Annotated in this window: 21 protein-coding genes; 12 read left to right on the top strand and 9 right to left on the bottom strand. The window is 42.5% G+C overall.

Going from position 1 to position 19843, the window contains the following annotated elements:
• The first annotated feature begins 366 nt into the window (after positions 1-366).
• The 9 genes from coxB to ND16A_RS09085 all read left to right on the top strand — a co-directional run bounded on the left by coxB (position 367) and on the right by ND16A_RS09085 (position 8111).
• Positions 367-1779: a cytochrome c oxidase subunit II gene (gene coxB, locus ND16A_RS09050; RefSeq protein ID WP_033077668.1), complete on the top strand. Its 1413-nt coding sequence runs from the start codon at positions 367-369 to the stop codon at positions 1777-1779.
• A gap of 29 nt (positions 1780-1808) precedes the next feature.
• Positions 1809-3578, top strand: a complete 1770-nt coding sequence (locus tag ND16A_RS09055) for a cytochrome c oxidase subunit I (protein ID WP_033077667.1) — start codon at positions 1809-1811, stop codon at positions 3576-3578.
• 2 nt (positions 3579-3580) lie between these two features.
• Positions 3581-4258, top strand: a complete 678-nt coding sequence (locus ND16A_RS09060; protein WP_033077666.1) for a cytochrome c oxidase subunit 3 — start codon at positions 3581-3583, stop codon at positions 4256-4258.
• 71 nt (positions 4259-4329) lie between these two features.
• Positions 4330-4968: a heme-copper oxidase subunit III family protein gene (locus ND16A_RS09065; protein WP_152593862.1), complete on the top strand. Its 639-nt coding sequence runs from the start codon at positions 4330-4332 to the stop codon at positions 4966-4968.
• Positions 4969-5006: 38 nt separating this feature from the next.
• Positions 5007-5330 (top strand): cytochrome C oxidase subunit IV family protein, encoded by a 324-nt coding sequence (locus tag ND16A_RS09070; protein WP_033077664.1) that lies wholly within the window; start codon positions 5007-5009, stop codon positions 5328-5330.
• Positions 5331-5356: 26 nt separating this feature from the next.
• A complete protein-coding gene (locus tag ND16A_RS09075; protein ID WP_033077663.1) occupies positions 5357-6277 on the top strand; it encodes a heme o synthase in 921 nt (306 codons plus the stop codon).
• Between the two features lie 88 nt (positions 6278-6365).
• Positions 6366-7001 (top strand): SCO family protein, encoded by a 636-nt coding sequence (locus tag ND16A_RS20250; protein ID WP_235282107.1) that lies wholly within the window; start codon positions 6366-6368, stop codon positions 6999-7001.
• A 445-nt stretch (positions 7002-7446) separates the two neighbouring features.
• Complete coding sequence (locus tag ND16A_RS09080; protein WP_033077662.1) at positions 7447-7857, top strand: type II toxin-antitoxin system HicB family antitoxin; 411 nt, start codon at positions 7447-7449, stop codon at positions 7855-7857.
• Between the two features lie 56 nt (positions 7858-7913).
• Complete coding sequence (locus tag ND16A_RS09085) at positions 7914-8111, top strand: Type 1 glutamine amidotransferase-like domain-containing protein (RefSeq protein ID WP_033077661.1); 198 nt, start codon at positions 7914-7916, stop codon at positions 8109-8111.
• Here ND16A_RS09085 and bioD read toward each other — a convergent pair.
• From bioD to bioB, 4 genes are read right to left on the bottom strand one after another with little or no spacing between them, the layout of a single operon-like run.
• Entirely contained in the window at positions 8097-8765 is a 669-nt protein-coding gene (bioD, locus tag ND16A_RS09090; protein ID WP_052073085.1) for a dethiobiotin synthase, read from the bottom strand. The two genes, ND16A_RS09085 and bioD, sit on opposite strands and share 15 nt — an antisense overlap.
• On the bottom strand, positions 8765-9592 hold the full coding sequence (gene bioC / locus ND16A_RS09095; protein WP_052073084.1) for a malonyl-ACP O-methyltransferase BioC: 828 nt from the start codon (positions 9590-9592) through the stop codon (positions 8765-8767). Before bioC ends, bioD begins: the two co-directional genes overlap by 1 nt.
• Positions 9574-10749, bottom strand: coding sequence for an aminotransferase class I/II-fold pyridoxal phosphate-dependent enzyme (locus tag ND16A_RS09100; RefSeq protein WP_033077660.1), 1176 nt, complete (start codon positions 10747-10749; stop codon positions 9574-9576). The genes bioC and ND16A_RS09100 overlap by 19 nt, the downstream gene beginning before the upstream one ends.
• Before the next feature lie 14 nt (positions 10750-10763).
• Entirely contained in the window at positions 10764-11825 is a 1062-nt protein-coding gene (bioB, locus tag ND16A_RS09105; RefSeq protein WP_033077659.1) for a biotin synthase BioB, read from the bottom strand.
• 146 nt (positions 11826-11971) lie between these two features.
• On the opposite strand from bioB, the gene bioA reads away from it, so the two are divergent.
• Both bioA and asnS read left to right on the top strand, forming a co-directional pair.
• Entirely contained in the window at positions 11972-13276 is a 1305-nt protein-coding gene (gene bioA, locus ND16A_RS09110) for an adenosylmethionine--8-amino-7-oxononanoate transaminase (protein WP_033077658.1), read from the top strand.
• A 154-nt stretch (positions 13277-13430) separates the two neighbouring features.
• On the top strand, positions 13431-14831 hold the full coding sequence (asnS, locus tag ND16A_RS09115) for an asparagine--tRNA ligase (protein ID WP_033077657.1): 1401 nt from the start codon (positions 13431-13433) through the stop codon (positions 14829-14831).
• 111 nt (positions 14832-14942) lie between these two features.
• Here asnS and ND16A_RS09120 read toward each other — a convergent pair whose 3' ends face one another.
• From ND16A_RS09120 to ND16A_RS09130, 5 genes are all read right to left on the bottom strand, one after another.
• Positions 14943-15410: a helix-turn-helix domain-containing protein gene (locus tag ND16A_RS09120; RefSeq protein ID WP_033077656.1), complete on the bottom strand. Its 468-nt coding sequence runs from the start codon at positions 15408-15410 to the stop codon at positions 14943-14945.
• A 128-nt stretch (positions 15411-15538) separates the two neighbouring features.
• A complete protein-coding gene (locus ND16A_RS22005; RefSeq protein WP_200880831.1) occupies positions 15539-15652 on the bottom strand; it encodes a nickel-binding protein in 114 nt (37 codons plus the stop codon).
• A 20-nt stretch (positions 15653-15672) separates the two neighbouring features.
• Positions 15673-15795, bottom strand: coding sequence for a DUF4242 domain-containing protein (locus ND16A_RS21715; protein ID WP_235282106.1), 123 nt, complete (start codon positions 15793-15795; stop codon positions 15673-15675).
• A 95-nt stretch (positions 15796-15890) separates the two neighbouring features.
• Positions 15891-16442, bottom strand: a complete 552-nt coding sequence (locus ND16A_RS09125) for a nitroreductase family protein (protein WP_033077655.1) — start codon at positions 16440-16442, stop codon at positions 15891-15893.
• Between the two features lie 193 nt (positions 16443-16635).
• Entirely contained in the window at positions 16636-17334 is a 699-nt protein-coding gene (locus tag ND16A_RS09130; RefSeq protein ID WP_443080340.1) for an HvfX family Cu-binding RiPP maturation protein, read from the bottom strand.
• 313 nt (positions 17335-17647) lie between these two features.
• On the opposite strand from ND16A_RS09130, the gene sppA reads away from it, so the two are divergent.
• Positions 17648-19519 carry a signal peptide peptidase SppA gene (sppA, locus tag ND16A_RS09135; protein ID WP_033077653.1) on the top strand — a complete coding sequence of 624 codons (1872 nt, stop codon included), beginning with the start codon at positions 17648-17650 and terminating at the stop codon, positions 19517-19519.
• The last annotated feature ends 324 nt before the right edge of the window (positions 19520-19843 follow it).

Below are 19843 nucleotides of genomic sequence, written 5' to 3'. Positions count from 1 at the left end.
AACTTCTGCGTTCTTTAAGCTGCATAATTAATGCTCCTGAACAGGGTTACATTAATTATGAGTCAACGATATGTTTTTCAGCTTATTGCTAAATCGCTAGGGTTACCTTTAATTTGAGTCAATTCGAAGAGCAACTAAATTTCAGTAACTTGTGGTCAAAATACGAAAATGGGCTATGTTTAGAGAGCAAGGAATAAAAATTAGGTCCTGTCGGAGTTTCGTTGTGCTGGAACCAAATTTTCAATGAGTATATCAATTAGATAAACCCTTTGAGTCAGGTTGTCATTTAGATGTTTTCAACTTAAGTAGTGCTAAGGATAGCGATTACTAGAGTAATAAAAATCTAAACGAAAGGATCTATTAAGCATGGCAATCGTGATTGTTATTCTTTTATTGGTATTGGCAACCGTATTATTTCATGTCTTCAGCCCCTGGTGGTTCACTCCCATCGCCTCCAATTGGAGCTCAATCGATAACACCATCGATATCACCTTGTGGATCACCGGTATCGTCTTTATCTTGGTTAATCTGTTTTTGGCTTATGCCGTATATCGTTTTCGTTATCAAAAACATCGCAAGGCCGACTATGAGCCTGAAAATAAAAAACTCGAAGCGATATTAACCATCATTACCACTATTGGTGTTGCCGCTATGCTTGCTCCAGGTTTGATTGTGTGGAATGAATTTGTTGATGTACCCGAAGATGCCAAAGAGTTTGAAGTCGTTGGCCAACAATGGAGTTGGAATTTCCGCTTTCCTGGCAAAGACGGGGTGTTAGGCAAAATTGATAGTCGGTTAATTAACGCCAGCAACCCTTTCGGCATGAGTCCTGATGATCCTTATGGGCAAGATGATGTATTGGTGAATTCTAATGAGCTGCATCTGCCGGTTGATCAAAGCGTGAAAGTTTTACAACGCTCTAAGGATGTTTTACACAATTTCGCCATCCCACAGTTTCGGGTAAAAATGGATCTGGTGCCGGGGTTAACCAGCTATTTCTGGTTCACGCCTACGAAAAAAGGTAGATACGAAATTTTATGTCAGGAGTTGTGCGGCATTGCTCATTATCTGATGCGCGGTAACATCGTTATTGAAAGCAAGCAGAAATATCAACATTGGCTGGCATCCTATCCCACTTTTGCCGACACCCTAATGAAACCAAAGGCCGATATCGCGGCAGGGAAAAACCTGTTTGCTGCCTGTGTTGCCTGTCACGGCGAGCAAGGCTTAGGCAATGAAGCGATGAACGCGCCTAAAATAGCCGGCATGAAGAGCTGGTATACGCAAAGACAACTCAATTATTTTAAAGACAAAGTAAGAGGTGCTTCTCCTGCCGACTCGTTTGGCACGCAAATGGCAGCAATGATGCCGACCTTACCGGATAAGCAAGCGATTGAAAATGTTGCGGCTTACATCGAGTCATTAGCGCCCAGTTCAGCAAGCGCTGAAGCCAGTATTACTATCAACGACAACTCAAATGCCAGTAACGGAAAATCTTTATACCGAAACTGCAGTTTTTGCCATGGCAGTAATGGTGAAGGTAATTACGCTTTAAACGCGCCAAAACTTGCTGGCCAGCACCAATGGTATTTAAAGCGACAAATATTGAATTTCAAGAATGACTTACGAGGCAATCATCAACAGGATTTATATGGCAAGCAAATGATCTTGATGGCCAGGCTGTTACAAGATGAACAAGCCATAGACGATGTTACCGCCTATATCAGTCAACTTTCAGCGAATAATTCGCAACATAGCCAACAACTATCGCAAGAATAATTTAGCCAGGTAGCTTAATAGGGTTTTTTATGACACACGTAGCAATTGCGGATCAGATAGAAGAAGACCACGAACCAACAGGGTTTGTCCGCAAGTATATTTGGAGCCAGGATCATAAAGTGATTGCCATTCAGTACGCCATAACGGCAATTTTTGTTGGGTTAATTGCTTTGGTATTATCCGGTATGATGCGCCTGCAATTAGGCTTTCCCGACAGTTTTTCTTTTATTGACCCGAGCTCGTACCTGCAATTTGTCACGATGCATGGCATGATCATGGTGATCTACCTATTAACCGCACTGTTGTTAGGTGGCTTTGGTAATTATTTGATCCCATTAATGGTGGGTGCCCGAGACATGGTATTCCCCTATCTCAACATGCTCAGTTATTGGACCTACCTATTAGCGGTTATTGTGCTGGTGAGTAGCTTCTTCGTCACTGGCGGCCCAACCGGTGCTGGCTGGACTCTTTACCCGCCGCAGGCAATTTTACAAGGCACACCTGGGGCCGGTAAAGGCATTATCCTGATGCTGGTATCACTCGCTATATTCATCGTCGCCTTTACCATGGGCGGATTAAATTATGTCACCACAGTGTTACAAGCAAGAACTCGTGGTATGACATTAATGCGCATGCCGCTAACCATATGGGGCATCTTCATTGCCACGATATTGGGTTTGTTGGCGTTCCCGGCACTGTTAGTTAGCGCCATTATGATGTTGTTTGACAAACTACTCGGTACCAGCTTTTTTATGCCTGCCATTGTGAGCTTAGGGGAAAGCCTGGAGTTTTCCGGTGGTAGCCCTATTTTATTCCAACATTTATTCTGGTTTTTTGGTCACCCGGAAGTGTATATCGTCGCCTTACCCGCTTTTGGTATGGTTTCCGATGTTATTGCCACCCATGCGAGAAAGAATATCTTTGGTTATCGGATGATGGTTTGGGCAATTGTCGCCATTGGCGGGTTAAGTTTTGTTGTCTGGGCACATCATATGTATGTCAGTGGCATGAACCCCTACTTTGGTTTCTTTTTTGCCACCACCACCTTGATCATCGCCGTGCCAACCGCTTTAAAAGTCTATAACTGGGTGTTAACGCTATGGAAAGGCAACATTCATTTAACCGTGCCGATGTTATTTGCCATTGGCTTTATATTCACCTTTACTCACGGCGGTTTAACCGGTCTTTGGTTAGGCAATGTGGTGGTCGATTTGCCATTATCCGATACCTATTTTGTGGTGGCCCATTTTCATATGGTGATGGGGGTATCACCGGTGATGGTACTGTTTGCGGCCATTTATCATTGGTATCCCAAAATTACAGGCCGTTATTTTCATAATGGCCTGGGCAAATGGCATTTCTGGCTTACCTTCCTCGGCACCTACGCCATCTATCTGCCGATGCATTATTTAGGGTTTTTAGGGGTGCCAAGACGTTATTTTGCCATGGGCGACAGTAACTTCATTCCCGAGTCGGCCTATTCCCTCAATGCCAGTATCAGCGTGTCGGCGATTATCGTCGGTGTGGTGCAATTAATATTTTTATTTAACATTATTTACAGTCTGAAATATGGTAAAAAAGCGCCAGCAAATCCTTGGGGAGCTACTTCTCTGGAATGGCAAACGCCTGACACCCCGCCAAGGCATGGCAATTGGGGCAAAACGCTACCGGTAGTACATCGTTGGGCGTACGATTTTAGCGTACCAGGGGCGAAACAGGATTTCATTCCACAAAGTGTTGCCAATGAAGACGTTGAGATGAACGATGGCTCGACATTCACTGGTCATAAAGAGGATTAGACATGGGATTCTTCAATGATCTTACGGTAAAACCCTGGTTGCAAAGTGAGAAAATCGACCAGGCTACAGCAGATAAGGCGCCATTAGCCTCCCCCGGAAAAACCGCTTTAAAGTTTTTTCTGGCGGTGGTCAGTGTATTGTTTTTGCTGTTTACCATTACCTTTTTATCGCGTTCACAATTTGGCGACTTTCAGGCATTAGCCGGAGAACCGTGGTTGCCGTTAGAAAATAAAAGCCAGTTATGGCTGAACACCTTTTATATATTTCTCGCCAGTGTGGTCTTACATGGAGCCAGCAAATATGCGGGTAAAATTTCAGCCCGGCGGCACACATTATTAGTTGCTATAGCGATTATGCTTAGCTTCGTCTTCATTCAAGGCCAATACCAGGTATGGCAAATGATGATAACTAATGGCTATTTTGTTTATTCAAACCCGGCAAACAGTTTCTTTTATTTATTTACCGGCTTGCACGCATTGCACCTGTTAGGTGGCGTTTTTGTCTTGCTACGTTTGCTCGTTATTTATCAACAAAAACCGAACAAACAATCGTTCAGTTCGGCCTTAGCACTTACCTCAACCTATTGGCATTATTTATTTCTGGTGTGGTTATGTTTATTTGCACTGCTAACCAGCTCTACTGAAACATTCAAAGTAATTGCCGAACTTTGCGGATTTTAGGTGTAATTATGACAACCGATAAACAACAAGATCAGCCCAATCAGCTTAGTCAAGTCGAACAAGAATCAGGCATGCACAGCGTAGTGACCGACTGGGCCGCTGACAAAGAAGTATTCAATATGCCCTGGGGCAAATTGATGATGTGGATCTTTCTGCTAAGTGACACCTTTATTTTCAGCATTTTCCTTACCAGTTATATGAACGTGCGGATGACGACTACCGCCAGTTGGCCAAGCTCGAGTGAAGTATTCGCGTTAACCATTGCTGGCCATCATATTCCTCTGCTGTTAATTGCCATCATGACATTTATCCTGATCACCAGCAGTGGCACTATGGCCATGGCCGTTAACTTTGCTTATCGCGGTGATAAGTCGAAAACGTTTTGGTTAATGCTAGCAACCGCACTATTAGGTGCGTCTTTTGTTGGCATGCAAGCATTTGAGTGGACAAAATTAATCGTCGATGAAGGCATTCGCCCCTGGGGCAACCCGATGGGAGCGCCACAGTTTGGCTCAATATTTTTTATGATCACTGGTTTTCATGGCTTGCATGTGAGTTGCGGGGTGATTTATTTAGCCATTATTGCCAATAAGGTGCGTAAAGGTGATTACGATAAAAAAGGCTTTCATATTGTCGAGATCACCGGTTTGTACTGGCATTTTGTCGATTTGGTCTGGGTATTTATTTTTGCATTTTTCTATCTCTGGTAATAGTCATTGGCATCAGCAAACGTATTGGGAGACAACTTATGGGCGATAACGCAGAGCAACAGCATCCGATCGGCATTTATTTAAAAATCTGGTTTCTGTTATTTGTACTGAGTACCCTATCGTATTTGGTCGATTATTTTCAAGTTCAGGGACTGCTACGCTGGACTTTAATCATCGTCTTTATGTTATTAAAAGCCGGGTTGATCCTCAGTATCTTCATGCACGTGAACTGGGAGAAACTGTCGTTGAAGTTACTGCTGTTTGTCCCTCCCATTGCCATTTTAATACTCATTGCGCTGATGGCAATCGAAGCAGACTACACCTATTTAAACCGTATTGATTTTATCAATCCAGAGCAATAAGCAACTAAGCTTCTAAGGGAGCAGCAATGGCTAAAATTACCGTAGTAGAAGACGACGTTCAGGGTTCTTGGCAAGACTATGTCACCTTATGCAAACCTAAGGTTGTGTTGTTACTACTGATCACCGCTTTTGTCGGTATGCAACTTACCATTACCGATATCAACCAACTAAGCTCGGTCGATGGCCTGTTCACTATGCTACTTGCTCTTATCGGCATTGGTTTTGCAGCAAGTGCGGCAGCAATTGTCAATCATTTAGTCGATGCCAACATTGATGCAAAAATGCAACGTACCAAACACCGCCCTATGGTGTTAAAAACGGTATCTGATTGCAGTGCAATCTTACTCGCCATCTCGCTTTCCCTGATATCGATGCTTGTCTTAGTCATCTTTATTAACCCGTTAACGGCGTTATTAACGTTTGCTGGTCTTATCGGCTATGCGTTTATCTATACCTTTTATTTAAAACATAAAACCCCGCAAAATATTGTTATTGGTGGCTTATCGGGTGCTTTACCCCCATTACTTGGCTGGACCGCAATGACTAATGACATCAGTATGAACGGGTTAATGCTATTGGCTTTCATCTTTGTCTGGACCCCGGCACACTTTTGGGCTTTGGCGATAGACAGAGTGGAAGATTACAAAAAAGCGAACGTCCCTATGTTGCCAGTGGTCAAGGGCATAAGCCACACCAAAAGCTGCGTCTTGGTTTATACCTGTGTTACCATTGTTGTTAGCATGTTTCCCTATTTTAATCAGTTAAGCGGTGGTTGCTATTTACTCATTTCGATAGTTGCAGGGGCTTGGTACTTATCGCATGCGGTGAAACTAAAATATTTTGCGACAGCGAAAACCGCGATAAAATGTTTTTATGCTTCTATCTATTACTTATTTGCTATCTTTGTCGCCTTACTGTTTGATCATTATTTAATGTTATTAACTTAACCAAGCATTATTGAAGATGAGTGCTGGAGAAACAAAGCCATTAGCTAGATTCAGTACAAGAGCCGTATACCCTTTACTGGTATTGTTCTTGGTAATAAGCACGATATTTGCCTACCTTTCACTGTCTAAACAACAGCAAGATTACCCGGTCCCCACCATCCAGGGGAAAATATTAAGAACCCCGATATCCTTGTCTAATTTCGAGTTAGTCGATCAAAACAATTTCGCTTTTCGCAATCAGCATTTACTCAACAGTTGGCACTTAATCAGTTATGGCTACCTTAATTGTGCTGATATTTGTCCAACAACATTAATGGTGTTAAAACAATTAAAAGAGCAAATTCGAGGCAGCCTCATCGACGCAAACGTGGTGTTTTATTCCGTAGATGCAAAAAGAGACAGACCCGATAAACTGAAAAATTATTTAGCCTATTTCGATGCTGAATTCATTGGTTTAACCGCGACTAATGACAATAGCAACAGCTCAAATTTAGCCCGTTCACTCGGGATTAAATCGACCATAAACACAGTAACCAATAATAATGGCCAGACAGAGTTGCAAGTAAGTCACGGGGTAAGTTTATTCTTAATAAATCCTGAAGGGCAATTGCAAGCGGTGCTTAAACCGAACCAGAAACTAGCCAGCAATATATATTCGTTTGAACCAGCTCAGCTTAAAAGAGACATCGAACTAAGCATTAAACACTACCAAAGTGTCAATTAAAGTCAGTTAAACTTGAGCAAATAAGCCCGGTTAAATCACAACAACCCATCATATTTCGGCCTTTATCTATGGTCAATACTGATAGCAGTTCAGCTAAAACCTTGCTGAAAATATAACTTCCATAAAGCAGTTAAAGCCTCTAATAACCCTACCTTTAGTTCGGCGGCTAAATCTTGTGGATAAATTGTTTATTAACTTTTCGTAAATGCGCCAAAACCTGTAAATTTAAATCGCTGAACTGAAACTGTGCCATGTTAGTAACTTGCTAATTTGTAATTACTTACCAACTAATTGATGGAGGTATCGGGGTTATTCGACAAGTGACACGCAGAGTTACCGGGGTTAGCTTTGCGTTTATTTGCGGGGTTACCGGAGTCTTGTTGATTTCTGCTTTTAGAGTTGTTAGAGTTATCAAATATTTACCTGATTTAATAGTGAGAATGTAATGCGCTTCCCAATCGTGTTGTTGTTTAACCCTGAAAAAAATGATTACAAAATTACCGTGCCGGATATGCCTGGTTGTGAGTGTCGAGCCAAAACCATGGATATGGGTTTAAATGAAATTATCGCGGTGATCGAGTCTCACCTGTCGTTGTTGGCCGAATATTCAGAAGACATCCCTAAGGCTTCAACTTTTGAAACGCACGTTTCCAAGATGGAATATCGCGGTGGTGTTTGGGCCGTTGTCGATATTGATATCACCCCGTTCTTAGGAAAAAGTCATAAAATAAATGTCACCCTGCCTGAGCTGTTAATTAAGAAAATTGATGAACGAGTTGCCACCGATGCCGAGCACAAAACCCGCTCCGGTTTTTTAGCCACGGCAGCAATCAATGAATTGAAGAATCAGCTATAATGGCTGGTAATGAATAACGATTAGAAAATGAAGCAGCATGAGGGAAATGAATTGCCATGAGTAAAAACTTATTACTATTAAGCAGCTCGAGAGTTGGCGATACTCAATATTTAGCACATGCCAAGGCAATGATTGACGAGCACTTAGGTGAAATTCGCGAATTGGTCTTTGTTCCCTATGCGGGGGTCACCATTAACTATGATGAATATACAGACCGAATGCAAACCGCCCTTGCCGATTTAAACATTAATTAAGCTGAGATCCAGACAACGGGCTGCCTGCTCTACGCTGTCCATGTGTGCTAAACGGCCGAGCAGTGGTGCTTTTATTGCTGAAGATAAAAGCTCAATATTTTCTTCCAGGTAAGGCATTGCTTGCGGATGATTGGCGACCCAACCGACAACTTGCAAACCATCTTCAATAATCGCTTCATAGGTTAGCATTGCATGGTTTAAACATCCCAGTTTCATCCCTACCACTAATATCACCCCACAACTTTCACCCTTGACGAAGTCTGACAAATATTCGCCATTGCCCAACGGCAAACGCCAGCCACCAGCACCTTCAGTGATGATCACATCGCTGTTAAGCGCTTTGATCTTGGCGTAATCGTTAGCGATCAATTGACTGGTTATGGTTTTATTTTCTTGCGCCGCAGCAATGTGTGGCGCAATAGGTTCGATAAAAGCGATCGGGTTGATCTGTTCAATGCTTTGTTGGCAATTGGCAAAGCCTTGCAACAATTTGGCATCTTCGTTTACCAGGTGGTTATCAATGAGTTCGCAACCTGCTGACAAAGGTTTAAATACCGCAACTCGCTTGCCGGCACTGACAAAACTCGCGGTAATGGCACAAGCAACCAGGGTTTTACCGGCATCGGTGTCGGTTGCGCTGATGAAAAGTTCCATTATGAGTTTACCACCGCACCAATACATAATTGATAGGTTGCCGGGTAATTGCCGGCGCTATCTTTATACACGTCATAGGCATTACTCATGTTTTGCCAGCTGGTTTTACCCGCTAAGCCCTTTTTACTTTTTCGCGGCAAATGATTCGCGCCTAAGCCTTTTAATTCTTTCGCTAAGTGACGTACATTGTCATAATCCAGCGTTATTGCCGATTGTTGCAATTCATTTATACTTAAATGCGCATCAGTAACTGCCTGTTCAACCGTCGCAAAAGAATTAAAGTCAATCACATGCTGGTCGTTATCAACTTTTTGCCATGAGCTTTTTAATTCCATTAACGTGCCATCTAACAAGGTCGAAAAGATGAAAATACCACCGGGTTTTAATACCCGTTTTATTTCGATAAAGGTGTCGGTTAATGGTTCACACCACTGAATCGCCAAATTTGAGTAAACAATATCAACACTGTTATCCTTAATCGGTAAATTTTGGATGTCGGCATTTAACCAATGGATCTTTGCACTGCGATTCTGTTTCGAAAAGTTCAACATCTGCTTTGAAATGTCCACGGCACAAACGGTTTGGTAAATATCAGCCAGAGTGTTGGCAAAAAAACCTGTGCCACAGCCGAGATCTAACACCGTACTACTGGCCGCATCGGGTAAAAATGAAAGCAACTGTTTGCCCGAGTAACGTTGTAATCGGGCGGCAAGATCATAAGACGCACAGGCACTGCCAAAGGCTTTGGCAACACCTTCGATGCTATTTTTTTCAGTTTTTACCGGCGCTTCTTGCTGCCTTGTTTGAATTAATTGTTCTGTAGGCATTTGCCTAACACCTCATTAATAGCATTAGCTAAGTTATTGATATCATGTGCATTATGATTTACGGTAATAGTAACGCGTAACCTTGATTTGCCCTTTTCAACGGTTGGCGGCCTAATTGCCGATAGCCAAAACCCTAAATTTTTTAGCTGCCGTTGGCAACATAAAGCATTTTCTTCTGAGCCGGTGAGCACCCCAATAATTGATGACTGCGAATCGGTAATTTCAATGCTGCTATCCAGCTGTTGTTTAAACTGCCGGGTTAGCTCAGCGATTTTTTCACGTCGCCAGTGCTCGCGTTTACACACCTTCACGCTTGCCAGCGTTGCCACTGCATTAGCTGCTGGCATGGCGGTAGAATAGATGTAGTCTCTTGAGTGATTAATTAAGTATTCAATTAACTCTTCACTGCCTAGTACCGCCGCACCTTGAGTGGCCAATGCCTTGCCAAAAGTAACCATCTGAATAATGTGATCGCTCTTTGCAACCTGCTGAGCCGATAATGTGCCACTGCCATCTTCTGCTAATACACCAACCCCGTGGGCATCATCGACCAATACATTGGCATTATGACTTAGCGCTAAATCGTTAATGGCGTTGAGTGGCGCGGTATCGCCATCCATTGAATAAACGCCTTCGGCAACAATAAGCGTATCTTTTGCCGTACTCGTGCTTAATTGCTTGGCAAGTTGTGCTACATCGTTATGGGCAAAACGCTTGGTTTTCGCTTTCGCATTAAATGCACCATCGATCAGCGAAGCATGGCTGAGTTTATCCAAAAAGTACTGGCTCGCCGTTTGTTGTCCCAGTGCCGATAGTACCCCGGAATTTGCCGAAAAGCCGGTAGAGTACAATAAACACCTGGGCGCGCCTAGCCACTCGGCGAGCTCTTCTTCCAATTGCTGATGAGCACAGCTGTAGCCGGTAATTAAACTCGATGACGCCGATCCGGTGCCATATGTGTCTACACCTTGCTTAAAAGCTGCGGCAATATCCTTGTGTTGCGACAACCCCAGATAATCATTACTGGAAAAATTCAGGTATTGCTTATCTTGATGCTGCAAGTAGCGCCCTGTCCCTATAGTTAACGGCGAACGTCGACGATAGAGATTCAGCGCTTGTTGCTGGGCTAATTTGTCTTTTATAAAAGAGAAGGACATTAACGTATTAAAGCTTAATTAGCGCTGGCGTCGTAAAATAGCTCTTCGTTTTCTTTATTGACGATCGCACTGCGCAAGGCATACTCTTCATCGGCTTGCTGATTTTCAGTTTGGGCGATGCCGCGTTCGGTGTTAATGCCCAATTTGGCAAATAACATCATGTCAGAATCGGCTTCCGGGTTATCTGTGGTCAGCAATTTACAGCCATAAAATATTGAGTTAGCACCGGCTAAAAAGCACATTGATTGCATTTGTTCATTCATTGCATCACGGCCTGCCGATAAACGGACGTGCGATTCAGGCATCATGATACGAGCGACGGCGATACAGCGAATAAAGTCGAAATGATCTAAATCATCAACATTGGCTAATGGCGTACCGTCAATTTTTACCAACATATTCATTGGCACACTTTCCGGATGTTTATCCAGGTTTGCCAGTTGCACTAAGAATGATGACCTGTCAGAAGCACTTTCTCCTAAGCCCATGATGCCGCCACTGCATACTTTCATCCCGGCACTACGTACATTGGTTAAGGTATCGAGTCTATCTTGATAAGTACGGGTAGTAATGATTTGATTGTAATGCTCAGGCGAGGTATCTAAATTATGATTGTAATAATCAAGTCCGGCAGCTTGTAGCGTATTGGCCTGATCTTCATTAAGCATACCTAAGGTCATACACGTTTCCAGGCCTAGTTCGCGTACCCCTTCGACCATTTTAACTATGTGTGGCATGTCCCGTGCTTTTGGATTTCTCCAGCCCGCGCCCATACAAAAACGGGTTGAGCCTTGTGCTTTCGCCTTTTTCGCCGCCTCTAATACGTTTTCCACTTCCATTAATTTTTCTTTTTCAACATCGGTACTGTAACGTGCACTCTGTGAACAGTATTTACAGTCTTCCGGACAGGCACCAGTTTTAATCGATAATAAAGTACTCACCTGAACTTCGTTCGGGTTGAAGTTTTCACGATGCACAGTTTGTGCTTTAAACATTAAATCATTAAAAGGTAGGTCAAAAAGCTGCTGAACTTGGGCAACGGTCCAGTCATGGCGAATTTGTGAAGTGCTAGACATAAAGGTTCTCAATTAATTTTAGTGGGGAGCAAAACGATCATATTGGTATGACATCGCTATTTAGCGTATTGCAACTTGTACATTTACTCGGTAGTCTAGCTAGCTTACCTTCGCTGTCAACTAATTAAAAGCGCTTTTGTTTACCTATGGTTAAAAAATATACAGATTTATTAAGGTGTGACCAAGAAACTCTTTGGCACCCATACACTTCAATGACCAACCCGCTACCATCCTATCTTGTCGACGATGCCGATGGTGTCTACCTGCATTTGGCTAGCGGTGAAAAAATTATTGATGGCATGTCATCCTGGTGGTCTGTAGTGCATGGCTATAATAATGCATTTATCAATGATGCGATGAAAGCGCAAATTGATAAGTTTTCGCATGTGATGTTTGGCGGTTTGACCCACGAGCCAGCCGTTCAATTAGCCAAAACCTTGATTGATATTACCCCGGCGGGTTTGGATAAAGTATTTCTTGCCGATAGTGGCTCTGTTGCGGTAGAAGTTGCCATTAAAATGGCGATCCAATACCAGCACAGTTTAGGCCAAGCCGATAAAAATAAGCTGTTAACCATTAAAAATGGCTATCACGGCGATACCTTTGCGGCAATGTCAGTATGCGATCCGGTAAATGGCATGCACAGCTTATTTAGTGGCTTTATTACCGAAAACTACTTTGCCGACGCACCAGATATTGGTTTCGATGATGTCTGGGTTGATAGCGCGATTGATAGCTTAAAGCAACAATTCGCGGATAATCATCAACACATTGCCGCGTTAATCCTGGAGCCAATAGTTCAGGGGGCTGGCGGCATGCGTTTTTACCACCCTCAGTATTTGCGAGCCTGCAGAGCCTTATGTGATCAATATGAAGTATTATTAATAGCCGATGAAATCGCCACCGGATTTGGCCGTAGTGGCAAACTGTTTGCCTGTGAGCACGCCGACATCAGTCCTGATATTCTCTGTTTGGGCAAAGCACTCACTGGTGGATATTTGACCTTGGCAGCAACACTTTGCACCACTAAAGTGGCCAACACGATCAGTGAAGGTGAAGCCGGTGTCTTTATGCATGGCCCAACGTTTATGGGCAACCCCCTTGCTTGTGCAACCGCCAATGCAAGCCTTGAATTGCTGATCAAAAATGACTGGCAATCACAGGTAAGTGCCATTGAACAACAATTAAGAACCGAATTGCTACCATTACAGCAGAGCAAGAATGTTGCCGATGTTAGGGTTCTCGGCGCTATCGGGGTGATTGAAGCTAAGTACCCGGTGAATATGGCAATTATTCAACAGAAGTTTGTCGAGATGGGCGTGTGGATCAGACCGTTTGGCAAGCTAATTTATATTATGCCGCCTTTCGTCATCAGCTCAGCAGAGTTAAAAACTCTGACTCAGGCCTTAGCCAACATCGTTGATTGCGATGAAGTTTTTAAAAATATTTGAAAATATGCCAATAATTAGCACTGTGATCGGTAATTATTGGCTTTTTTACTGAAAAATGACTGATCTGGGTAAGTATTACTTGAGTCTATTTATAGCCTAGGTAAAATATCCAGCTTAAAATTATAATTTCCCAAATATTCAAACGAGGTCAATAATGTCAGTTGCTTCTATCGCTGATGCATTAGCTGGTAAATCACCAGTTGGTGAAACCGTAACAGTTCAAGGTTGGATCAGAACTCGCCGTGATTCGAAAGCCGGTATTTCTTTTTTAGCCATTCACGATGGTTCGTGTTTCGATCCTATTCAAGCCGTTGTGCCTAGTGATTTGAATAATTACCAGGAAGAAGTCTTAAAATTAACGACTGGTGCTTCGGTATCGGTAACCGGTACCCTGGTGGAATCTATGGGTAAAGGCCAATCTTTTGAAATACAGGCCACGAATGTTGAAGTGCTTGGTTTCGTTGAAGACCCAGACACCTACCCAATGGCGGCGAAACGTCATTCTATTGAATTTTTACGTGAGCAAGCGCATTTACGTGCTCGTACCAACATCGGCGGCGCAGTAACTCGCGTGCGTAACTGTTTAGCCCAAGCGGTTCATCGCTTTATGCATGAAAAAGGATACTTTTGGATCAGCACGCCGTTAATTACTGGCTCTGATACCGAAGGCGCTGGTGAAATGTTCCGCGTAAGTACCCTGGATATGGAAAACTTACCACGCGATGACAAAGGTAAAGTCGATTACAAAGAAGATTTCTTTGGTAAAGAAACGTTTTTAACGGTTTCGGGTCAATTAAACGTTGAAACCTATGCTTGTGCGCTATCTAAAGTATACACCTTTGGCCCGACATTCCGTGCCGAAAATTCAAATACGACTCGTCATTTAGCCGAATTTTGGATGGTTGAACCTGAGATTGCTTTTGCTGATTTAGGCGATGCGGCAACTTTGGCCGAAGAAATGCTACGTTATGTATTTAAAGCGGTGCTGGAAGAGCGCGCCGATGATATGGCCTTCTTCCAACAACGTGTCGATAAAACCGTTATCGATCGTTTACAGTCGGTAGTCGATTCTGAATTTGTGCGTATGGATTACACCGACGCGATTGAGATTTTACAAAACTGTGGCAAGAAGTTTGAAAACCCGGTGTCTTGGGGCGTAGATTTAAACTCTGAGCACGAACGTTATCTTGCCGAAGAACACGTTGGTGGTCCGGTAGTATTACAAAACTACCCGAAAGATATCAAAGCCTTCTACATGCGTCTAAACGATGACGGCAAAACCGTTGCCGCAATGGATATCTTAGCTCCTGGCATTGGTGAAATTGTTGGTGGTGCCCAACGTGAAGAACGTGTTGAAGTACTTGATCAACGTATTGAAGAAATGGGCTTAGTCAAAGAAGACTACAGCTGGTACCGAGATTTACGTCGTTACGGTACTGTACCTCATGCCGGTTTTGGTCTAGGTTTTGAGCGTTTAGTGGTGTATGCCACCGGTATGCAAAACGTACGCGATGTGATCCCATTCCCTCGTACGCCAAACACCGCTGAATATTAAAACTCTGTTTTTAAAATAAAAAAGCTGCATTTATGCAGCTTTTTTTGTATATGGAAGTATTTATACCCGGCAGGCAGGTGTCTTTCGCGTAGGAAAAATTTATCGCTCAACTTAGGCACTTCGCCAGATTGAGTATTTATCACTTAATCGAATGAGCACTGCCCACAAGTAAGCGGATAACAGAAATGCGTAGCTCATAGTTAGAAACACTTCGGCTTTCTCTGGCTGCGGATAACTTAAACCTAGGGTTAAGGTAATCATTGCCCCGCTCACCAATAGCCATTCAAAAATAATCGCTTCCGACTTCTTATTCATCCACACCTTATTCGAGCCCCAAAAAAGGATGCGTAACCATCTAGGGTTTTTCTGCCAACGGGCTGAATTTTTATCTATCACCATGATCTCCTGCTGTAACTGTGCAACATCAATTTGAAAAACAGCAGCAATAGATTTTAACGATTCCAGACTCGCTTTTTGACCACTCTCAATACGTTGAATGGTACGTAAACTGATACCACTCATTTGGGCAAGCTGGTCTTGCGAATAGTTATTATTTTGACGTAATGTTTTTAAAATCATCTGACTTGTCTATTGGCTGTTTATGAATGGCTAATTATCGGCAAAATATCAGCTGGCGGTTACGTTATTTTACCGCCAGTGCTATGACAGTAGACTAATGTGAGAGTGTCAACTATTTGCTTAAATCATCACTCGGACGTTGTCGGATCAATTGTGGTTCGCACTTGGGCGATGCTATTCGCCGGAAAACCGCCCATTTCAGCATGTTTTCTCACTGTTTCTTCATCTGGCGAAATATACACACAATATATTTTATCATCTGTCACGTAACTTTAGGGCCAAGTTCATCTAGTACGTGGCAAGATTTTTGTGATATGCCTTGCAAGTCTGCTTCGGTTAACTGGCCGGCAGCTGGAATTTCTCTTTCAATTACGTATTTTGGCATGGTTTTATCCTCTTAAAAATGAGTAGATACTTGCTCAATTTGCTATATCACTATAGTAGATAACACACTTTTAAGCAGACTTTATGGAGTTAAAATCAACTCCAGTATTCGCTATAGCTGGCATGGTTACGACGTGGCTTACTGGCCAACTCTTTGCTCTTGGTGCCTAGATATAAAAAGCCAACAATATCATTGTTTGACTCAATCCCCAGACCGGTTTTGACAATATCACTATAAGCCAAATCACCGGTGCGCCACATGGCACCATAGCCAAGAATGCCCGCGGCCATTTGCATTGAATGAACGGCACAACCCGCAGTAATAAACTGTTCTTGCATCGGTACTTTCGGGTGTTGTTGATATTGGGTTGAGACCACAATGATCATCGGCGCCCGATAAGCCATTTTTTCCGCTTTTGCTAGCTTCAGTTCATCATCCGTATTTGCCTTGATCGCTTGCACATAAATGTTGGTCAATTTTGCCAAGCCCTGATTTGCAATAATATGAAACTTATACGGGTTTAATCCGGCATGATCAGGAACGGCAAGAGCTGCGGTTAAAATAGCATCAAGATCGGTTTTGTTAGGTGCCGGTGCGGTGAGAAAGCCATTTGACTGGCGTTTTAGTAAAAAATCGATTGCAGACATAAAATAGAAAATAGTAATAAATGTATAGCCGTTAAATTAACATGTTTGTTAATAACGACACTAGCGGTTTATTAACCTGCTAGTGAAATATAAATAGCTTCGGGCTACGGGCTACGGGCAGAGTTGGTATTGTTACACGATAGGTAAATTCATCAACTACACAGCCAGTAGCTCGAAGCTCGTAGTTTAATACCTAACTCTCTGTTTTGTCATTGGCTGATTCTGCTTTCGTTAACCAATAATCAACACTGACATAACGGCCTGCACCAATAAAGAATAGTGCCATCAGCATGATGAAATACGTTGCAGCAAATTCAATGCCGTTATTTAGCAAGACCACATTGCCAGTTTCATAAAGCCAGTCGGTATTGCCATTTTCAGCTACGATCTCTCTTATTTTTTCCAAACGCGTGCTCGCTTCATCGCTATTGGCCAAACTTGCATCGGCGCTTTCAAACCCCAACCAGGAAAATACCTGCGCTGAACTTGTAGAAGAATTTGTCGGGGTTAACGCATACCAGCCATTGTCTAGATGCACCGAGGTCGCAGCGACTAGCATGGTAAACATCAACGGTATACTGATTAACCGGGTTGCCAAACCAATGAGCAGCATCCAACCGCCAAAAAACTCGGTCCAGGCAGCTAGATTGGCAAGAAGTTCGGCAAATGGTAATCCCAAGCCCCAATCCGCATTGCCAAACCATTCAACAATACTCGGGTCTACCATAATTTGTTCAAACAGCCCGAGTTCACTATTGCTAAATTGCATTTTATTGTAACCCGCGATGATGAAAACCGGTGCTAAAAACACTCGAAGCAATAATGCCGGTATGGCATCGAGTTTTAATAATTTGTTAATGGTACTGTTATATAAACTGAGCAACTGCATAATGTTCCTTAAAAAACGCCTCTACTCTGAACTTGGAAAAATGAGTATTGTTTATTCCGAATTCAGCTAACCTACTTAATAGAACATTGTAGATGAATTTTCATTTCAAACATTGAAAATAAATTGCTATAAAAATCCAGATTTCACGGTTCTGAAAATAAAAGTGTAATAAATTCTTAATAGTGACAACTATGAAAAGCTTTTTTCAGTTTTGCCATGTATATTAATAACATAACGTGACACCAAGCTGCACAACGTATGAGTTGACTATATACTCATTCAGTTTGGGGTAAAATTAGATAAGACGTGAGGATATATGTCTGAAAAACCTAGTGTGATCAAAAAAGTATTTAAAAAATTATGGGCCATTATTAATACTTCAAGAAAAATATTTTTAAACCTGATATTTTTCATCTTCGTATTTTTCTTAATAAGTGCCCTGCTCGATGATTCTGGAGAAGTAAAAATACCGGCGAAAACCGCTTTAGTATTAAACTTTTATGGAAATATTGTTGAGCAAAAGCAATTTGTTGACCCTGCTGATACGATCATGAAAGAAGCGTTTGGTCAGGAAGAAGAAAATCCGGAAATGCTGATTGCCGATATCAAATTGGTGATTAATGCAGCCAAGACCGATGATAGAGTACAATCATTGGTAATTTACCCGCAAAACCTGAGACGAGCTGGTCTGCATCATTTGCAAGAAATTGGTGCTGCGATCATCGACTTTAAAACCTCAGGTAAAGAGGTGGTAGCGTTTGGTGATTACTTTTCTCAAGATCAATATTACCTAGCTTCTCTGGCGGATAAGGTTTGGATGAACCCTGAAGGTGGTGTGGTTTTAGAAGGTTATGGCCGTTACAAAACCTATTTCAAGTCGGCGTTGGATAAACTCAACATCACTCAGCATGTGTTTAAAGTAGGCACCTATAAATCGGCGGTGGAGCCTTACATTCGTGACAATATGTCAGACGAGGCAAAAGAAGCAAACAAGGAATGGTTAGGTCAGTTATGGACAAGTTATAAAACCGACATTGCCAACAACCGTAATATCGACATGGCCAGCTTTGATGAAACGGCCGCGGGCTTGTTAGAGAAATTGCAACAGGCAGATGGCAGCTTTGGCTTATATGCGCTGCAAAGTGGTTTGGTTGATGAGTTAAGAACTCGCGAACAAATACGCGTTGATATGATTGAAAAAGTGGGTAAAGCGAGATCTGGTGATAGTTTCAGTAAAATTTACTATAAGGATTATTTAAAGGCCAACAAGTCTCCTTTCAATACCGTTAACCCAATGACAGATAAAGTCGCCATTGTGGTTGCTAAAGGCACCATTTTAAATGGTCAGCAAAAACCTGGCAGCATAGGTGGTGATTCAACCGCCGCCTTACTGCGTAAAGCTCGTTTAGACGATAAAGTAAAAGCGGTAGTACTGCGTGTAGACAGCCCGGGTGGCAGTGCTTATGCTTCAGAAATCATTCGCCAGGAAGTAGAATTGATCAAAGCTGCTGGCAAACCGGTTATTGCTTCTATGGCAAATTATGCTGCATCTGGTGGCTACTGGATCTCCGCTTCAGCCAATGAAATCTGGGCATCACCGAATACCATTACCGGTTCTATCGGTATTTTTGGCATGTTTATGACCTTTGAAAAAGCTTTAGACAAAGTTGGCGTACATACTGATGGTATCGGAACTACAGAACTCGCCGGCCTTAGCGTAACCAGAGCACTAAACGAAGATGTTGGCCATATTATTCAAGCAAGTATCAACCGTGGTTATCGTTCATTCCTGACTCTCGTGAGCGAGAATCGCGGCATGACGGTCGAAGAAGTTGATAGTATTGCTCAAGGTCGGGTTTGGTCTGGTGCGAAAGCACAAGACCTAGGGTTAGTCGATAAACTGGGCAATCTGGATGATGCGGTGGCAGCTGCCGCTGATCGTGCCGGGTTAAAAGTGTATGACACTTGGCTCGTGGAAAAAGAACTTAGTGCCAAAGATTTGTTCCTAAAGAATTTATTTGAAACTGCAAAAGTATATTTGCCAGCAGTTGAAACATCGACCGCTAGCTTTACCAACCCTAGCCTGAAACAGCAGATTGTTGATTTAGTGAATGAGTTTGAGCAAGTTAACCAATTAAATGACCCGAAAGGCGTTTACTCATTTTGTTTAACCTGTGAAGTAAACTAGAATTATCATTTAATAAATTCTAAGTTAATTCATCCATGAATTAAAAAACCGTTTCCTATTAAGGAAACGGTTTTTTTATGCATGAATGTACTGATACCCGAAAGGACGCCCCCCACTTAGAGGCATAAATTGGAACTTGATTTGATATATGAGGATCGTCTCAATAGTGCCATTGAGAGACGTTTAACCTTCCAATATCAGGGCATACTCCGAAACAATTAACCACGTCATTGCGGCGCAGGCCGCAACCCCCTTTCGGATATAGCGTGCCTATAAACAATTGCTTCCTCAAATTAATTTCAATTCAGCTACAATTAAATTTCA

It is taken from the genome of Thalassotalea sp. ND16A (assembly GCF_000764205.1).
Lineage (GTDB): Bacteria > Pseudomonadota > Gammaproteobacteria > Enterobacterales > Alteromonadaceae > Thalassotalea_A.
Note: the sequence above shows the minus strand (reverse complement) of the source record. Positions and strands in the feature narration are given on the sequence as shown.

What these genes read in the sequence shown, in the direction of transcription:
- coxB (WP_033077668.1), top strand. Translation starts at nt 367, where the DNA reads ATGGCAATCGTGATTGTTATTCTTTTATTGGTATTGGCAACCGTATTA.
- ND16A_RS09055 (WP_033077667.1), top strand. Translation starts at nt 1,809, where the DNA reads ATGACACACGTAGCAATTGCGGATCAGATAGAAGAAGACCACGAACCA.
- ND16A_RS09060 (WP_033077666.1), top strand. Translation starts at nt 3,581, where the DNA reads ATGGGATTCTTCAATGATCTTACGGTAAAACCCTGGTTGCAAAGTGAG.
- ND16A_RS09065 (WP_152593862.1), top strand. Translation starts at nt 4,330, where the DNA reads ATGCACAGCGTAGTGACCGACTGGGCCGCTGACAAAGAAGTATTCAAT.
- ND16A_RS09070 (WP_033077664.1), top strand. Translation starts at nt 5,007, where the DNA reads ATGGGCGATAACGCAGAGCAACAGCATCCGATCGGCATTTATTTAAAA.
- ND16A_RS09075 (WP_033077663.1), top strand. Translation starts at nt 5,357, where the DNA reads ATGGCTAAAATTACCGTAGTAGAAGACGACGTTCAGGGTTCTTGGCAA.
- ND16A_RS09080 (WP_033077662.1), top strand. Translation starts at nt 7,447, where the DNA reads ATGCGCTTCCCAATCGTGTTGTTGTTTAACCCTGAAAAAAATGATTAC.
- ND16A_RS09085 (WP_033077661.1), top strand. Translation starts at nt 7,914, where the DNA reads ATGAGTAAAAACTTATTACTATTAAGCAGCTCGAGAGTTGGCGATACT.
- bioD (WP_052073085.1), bottom strand. Translation starts at nt 8,765, where the DNA reads ATGGAACTTTTCATCAGCGCAACCGACACCGATGCCGGTAAAACCCTG.
- bioC (WP_052073084.1), bottom strand. Translation starts at nt 9,592, where the DNA reads ATGCCTACAGAACAATTAATTCAAACAAGGCAGCAAGAAGCGCCGGTA.
- ND16A_RS09100 (WP_033077660.1), bottom strand. Translation starts at nt 10,749, where the DNA reads ATGTCCTTCTCTTTTATAAAAGACAAATTAGCCCAGCAACAAGCGCTG.
- bioB (WP_033077659.1), bottom strand. Translation starts at nt 11,825, where the DNA reads ATGTCTAGCACTTCACAAATTCGCCATGACTGGACCGTTGCCCAAGTT.
- bioA (WP_033077658.1), top strand. Translation starts at nt 11,972, where the DNA reads ATGGTTAAAAAATATACAGATTTATTAAGGTGTGACCAAGAAACTCTT.
- asnS (WP_033077657.1), top strand. Translation starts at nt 13,431, where the DNA reads ATGTCAGTTGCTTCTATCGCTGATGCATTAGCTGGTAAATCACCAGTT.
- ND16A_RS09120 (WP_033077656.1), bottom strand. Translation starts at nt 15,410, where the DNA reads ATGATTTTAAAAACATTACGTCAAAATAATAACTATTCGCAAGACCAG.
- ND16A_RS21715 (WP_235282106.1), bottom strand. Translation starts at nt 15,795, where the DNA reads ATGCCAAAATACGTAATTGAAAGAGAAATTCCAGCTGCCGGCCAGTTA.
- ND16A_RS09125 (WP_033077655.1), bottom strand. Translation starts at nt 16,442, where the DNA reads ATGTCTGCAATCGATTTTTTACTAAAACGCCAGTCAAATGGCTTTCTC.
- sppA (WP_033077653.1), top strand. Translation starts at nt 17,648, where the DNA reads ATGTCTGAAAAACCTAGTGTGATCAAAAAAGTATTTAAAAAATTATGG.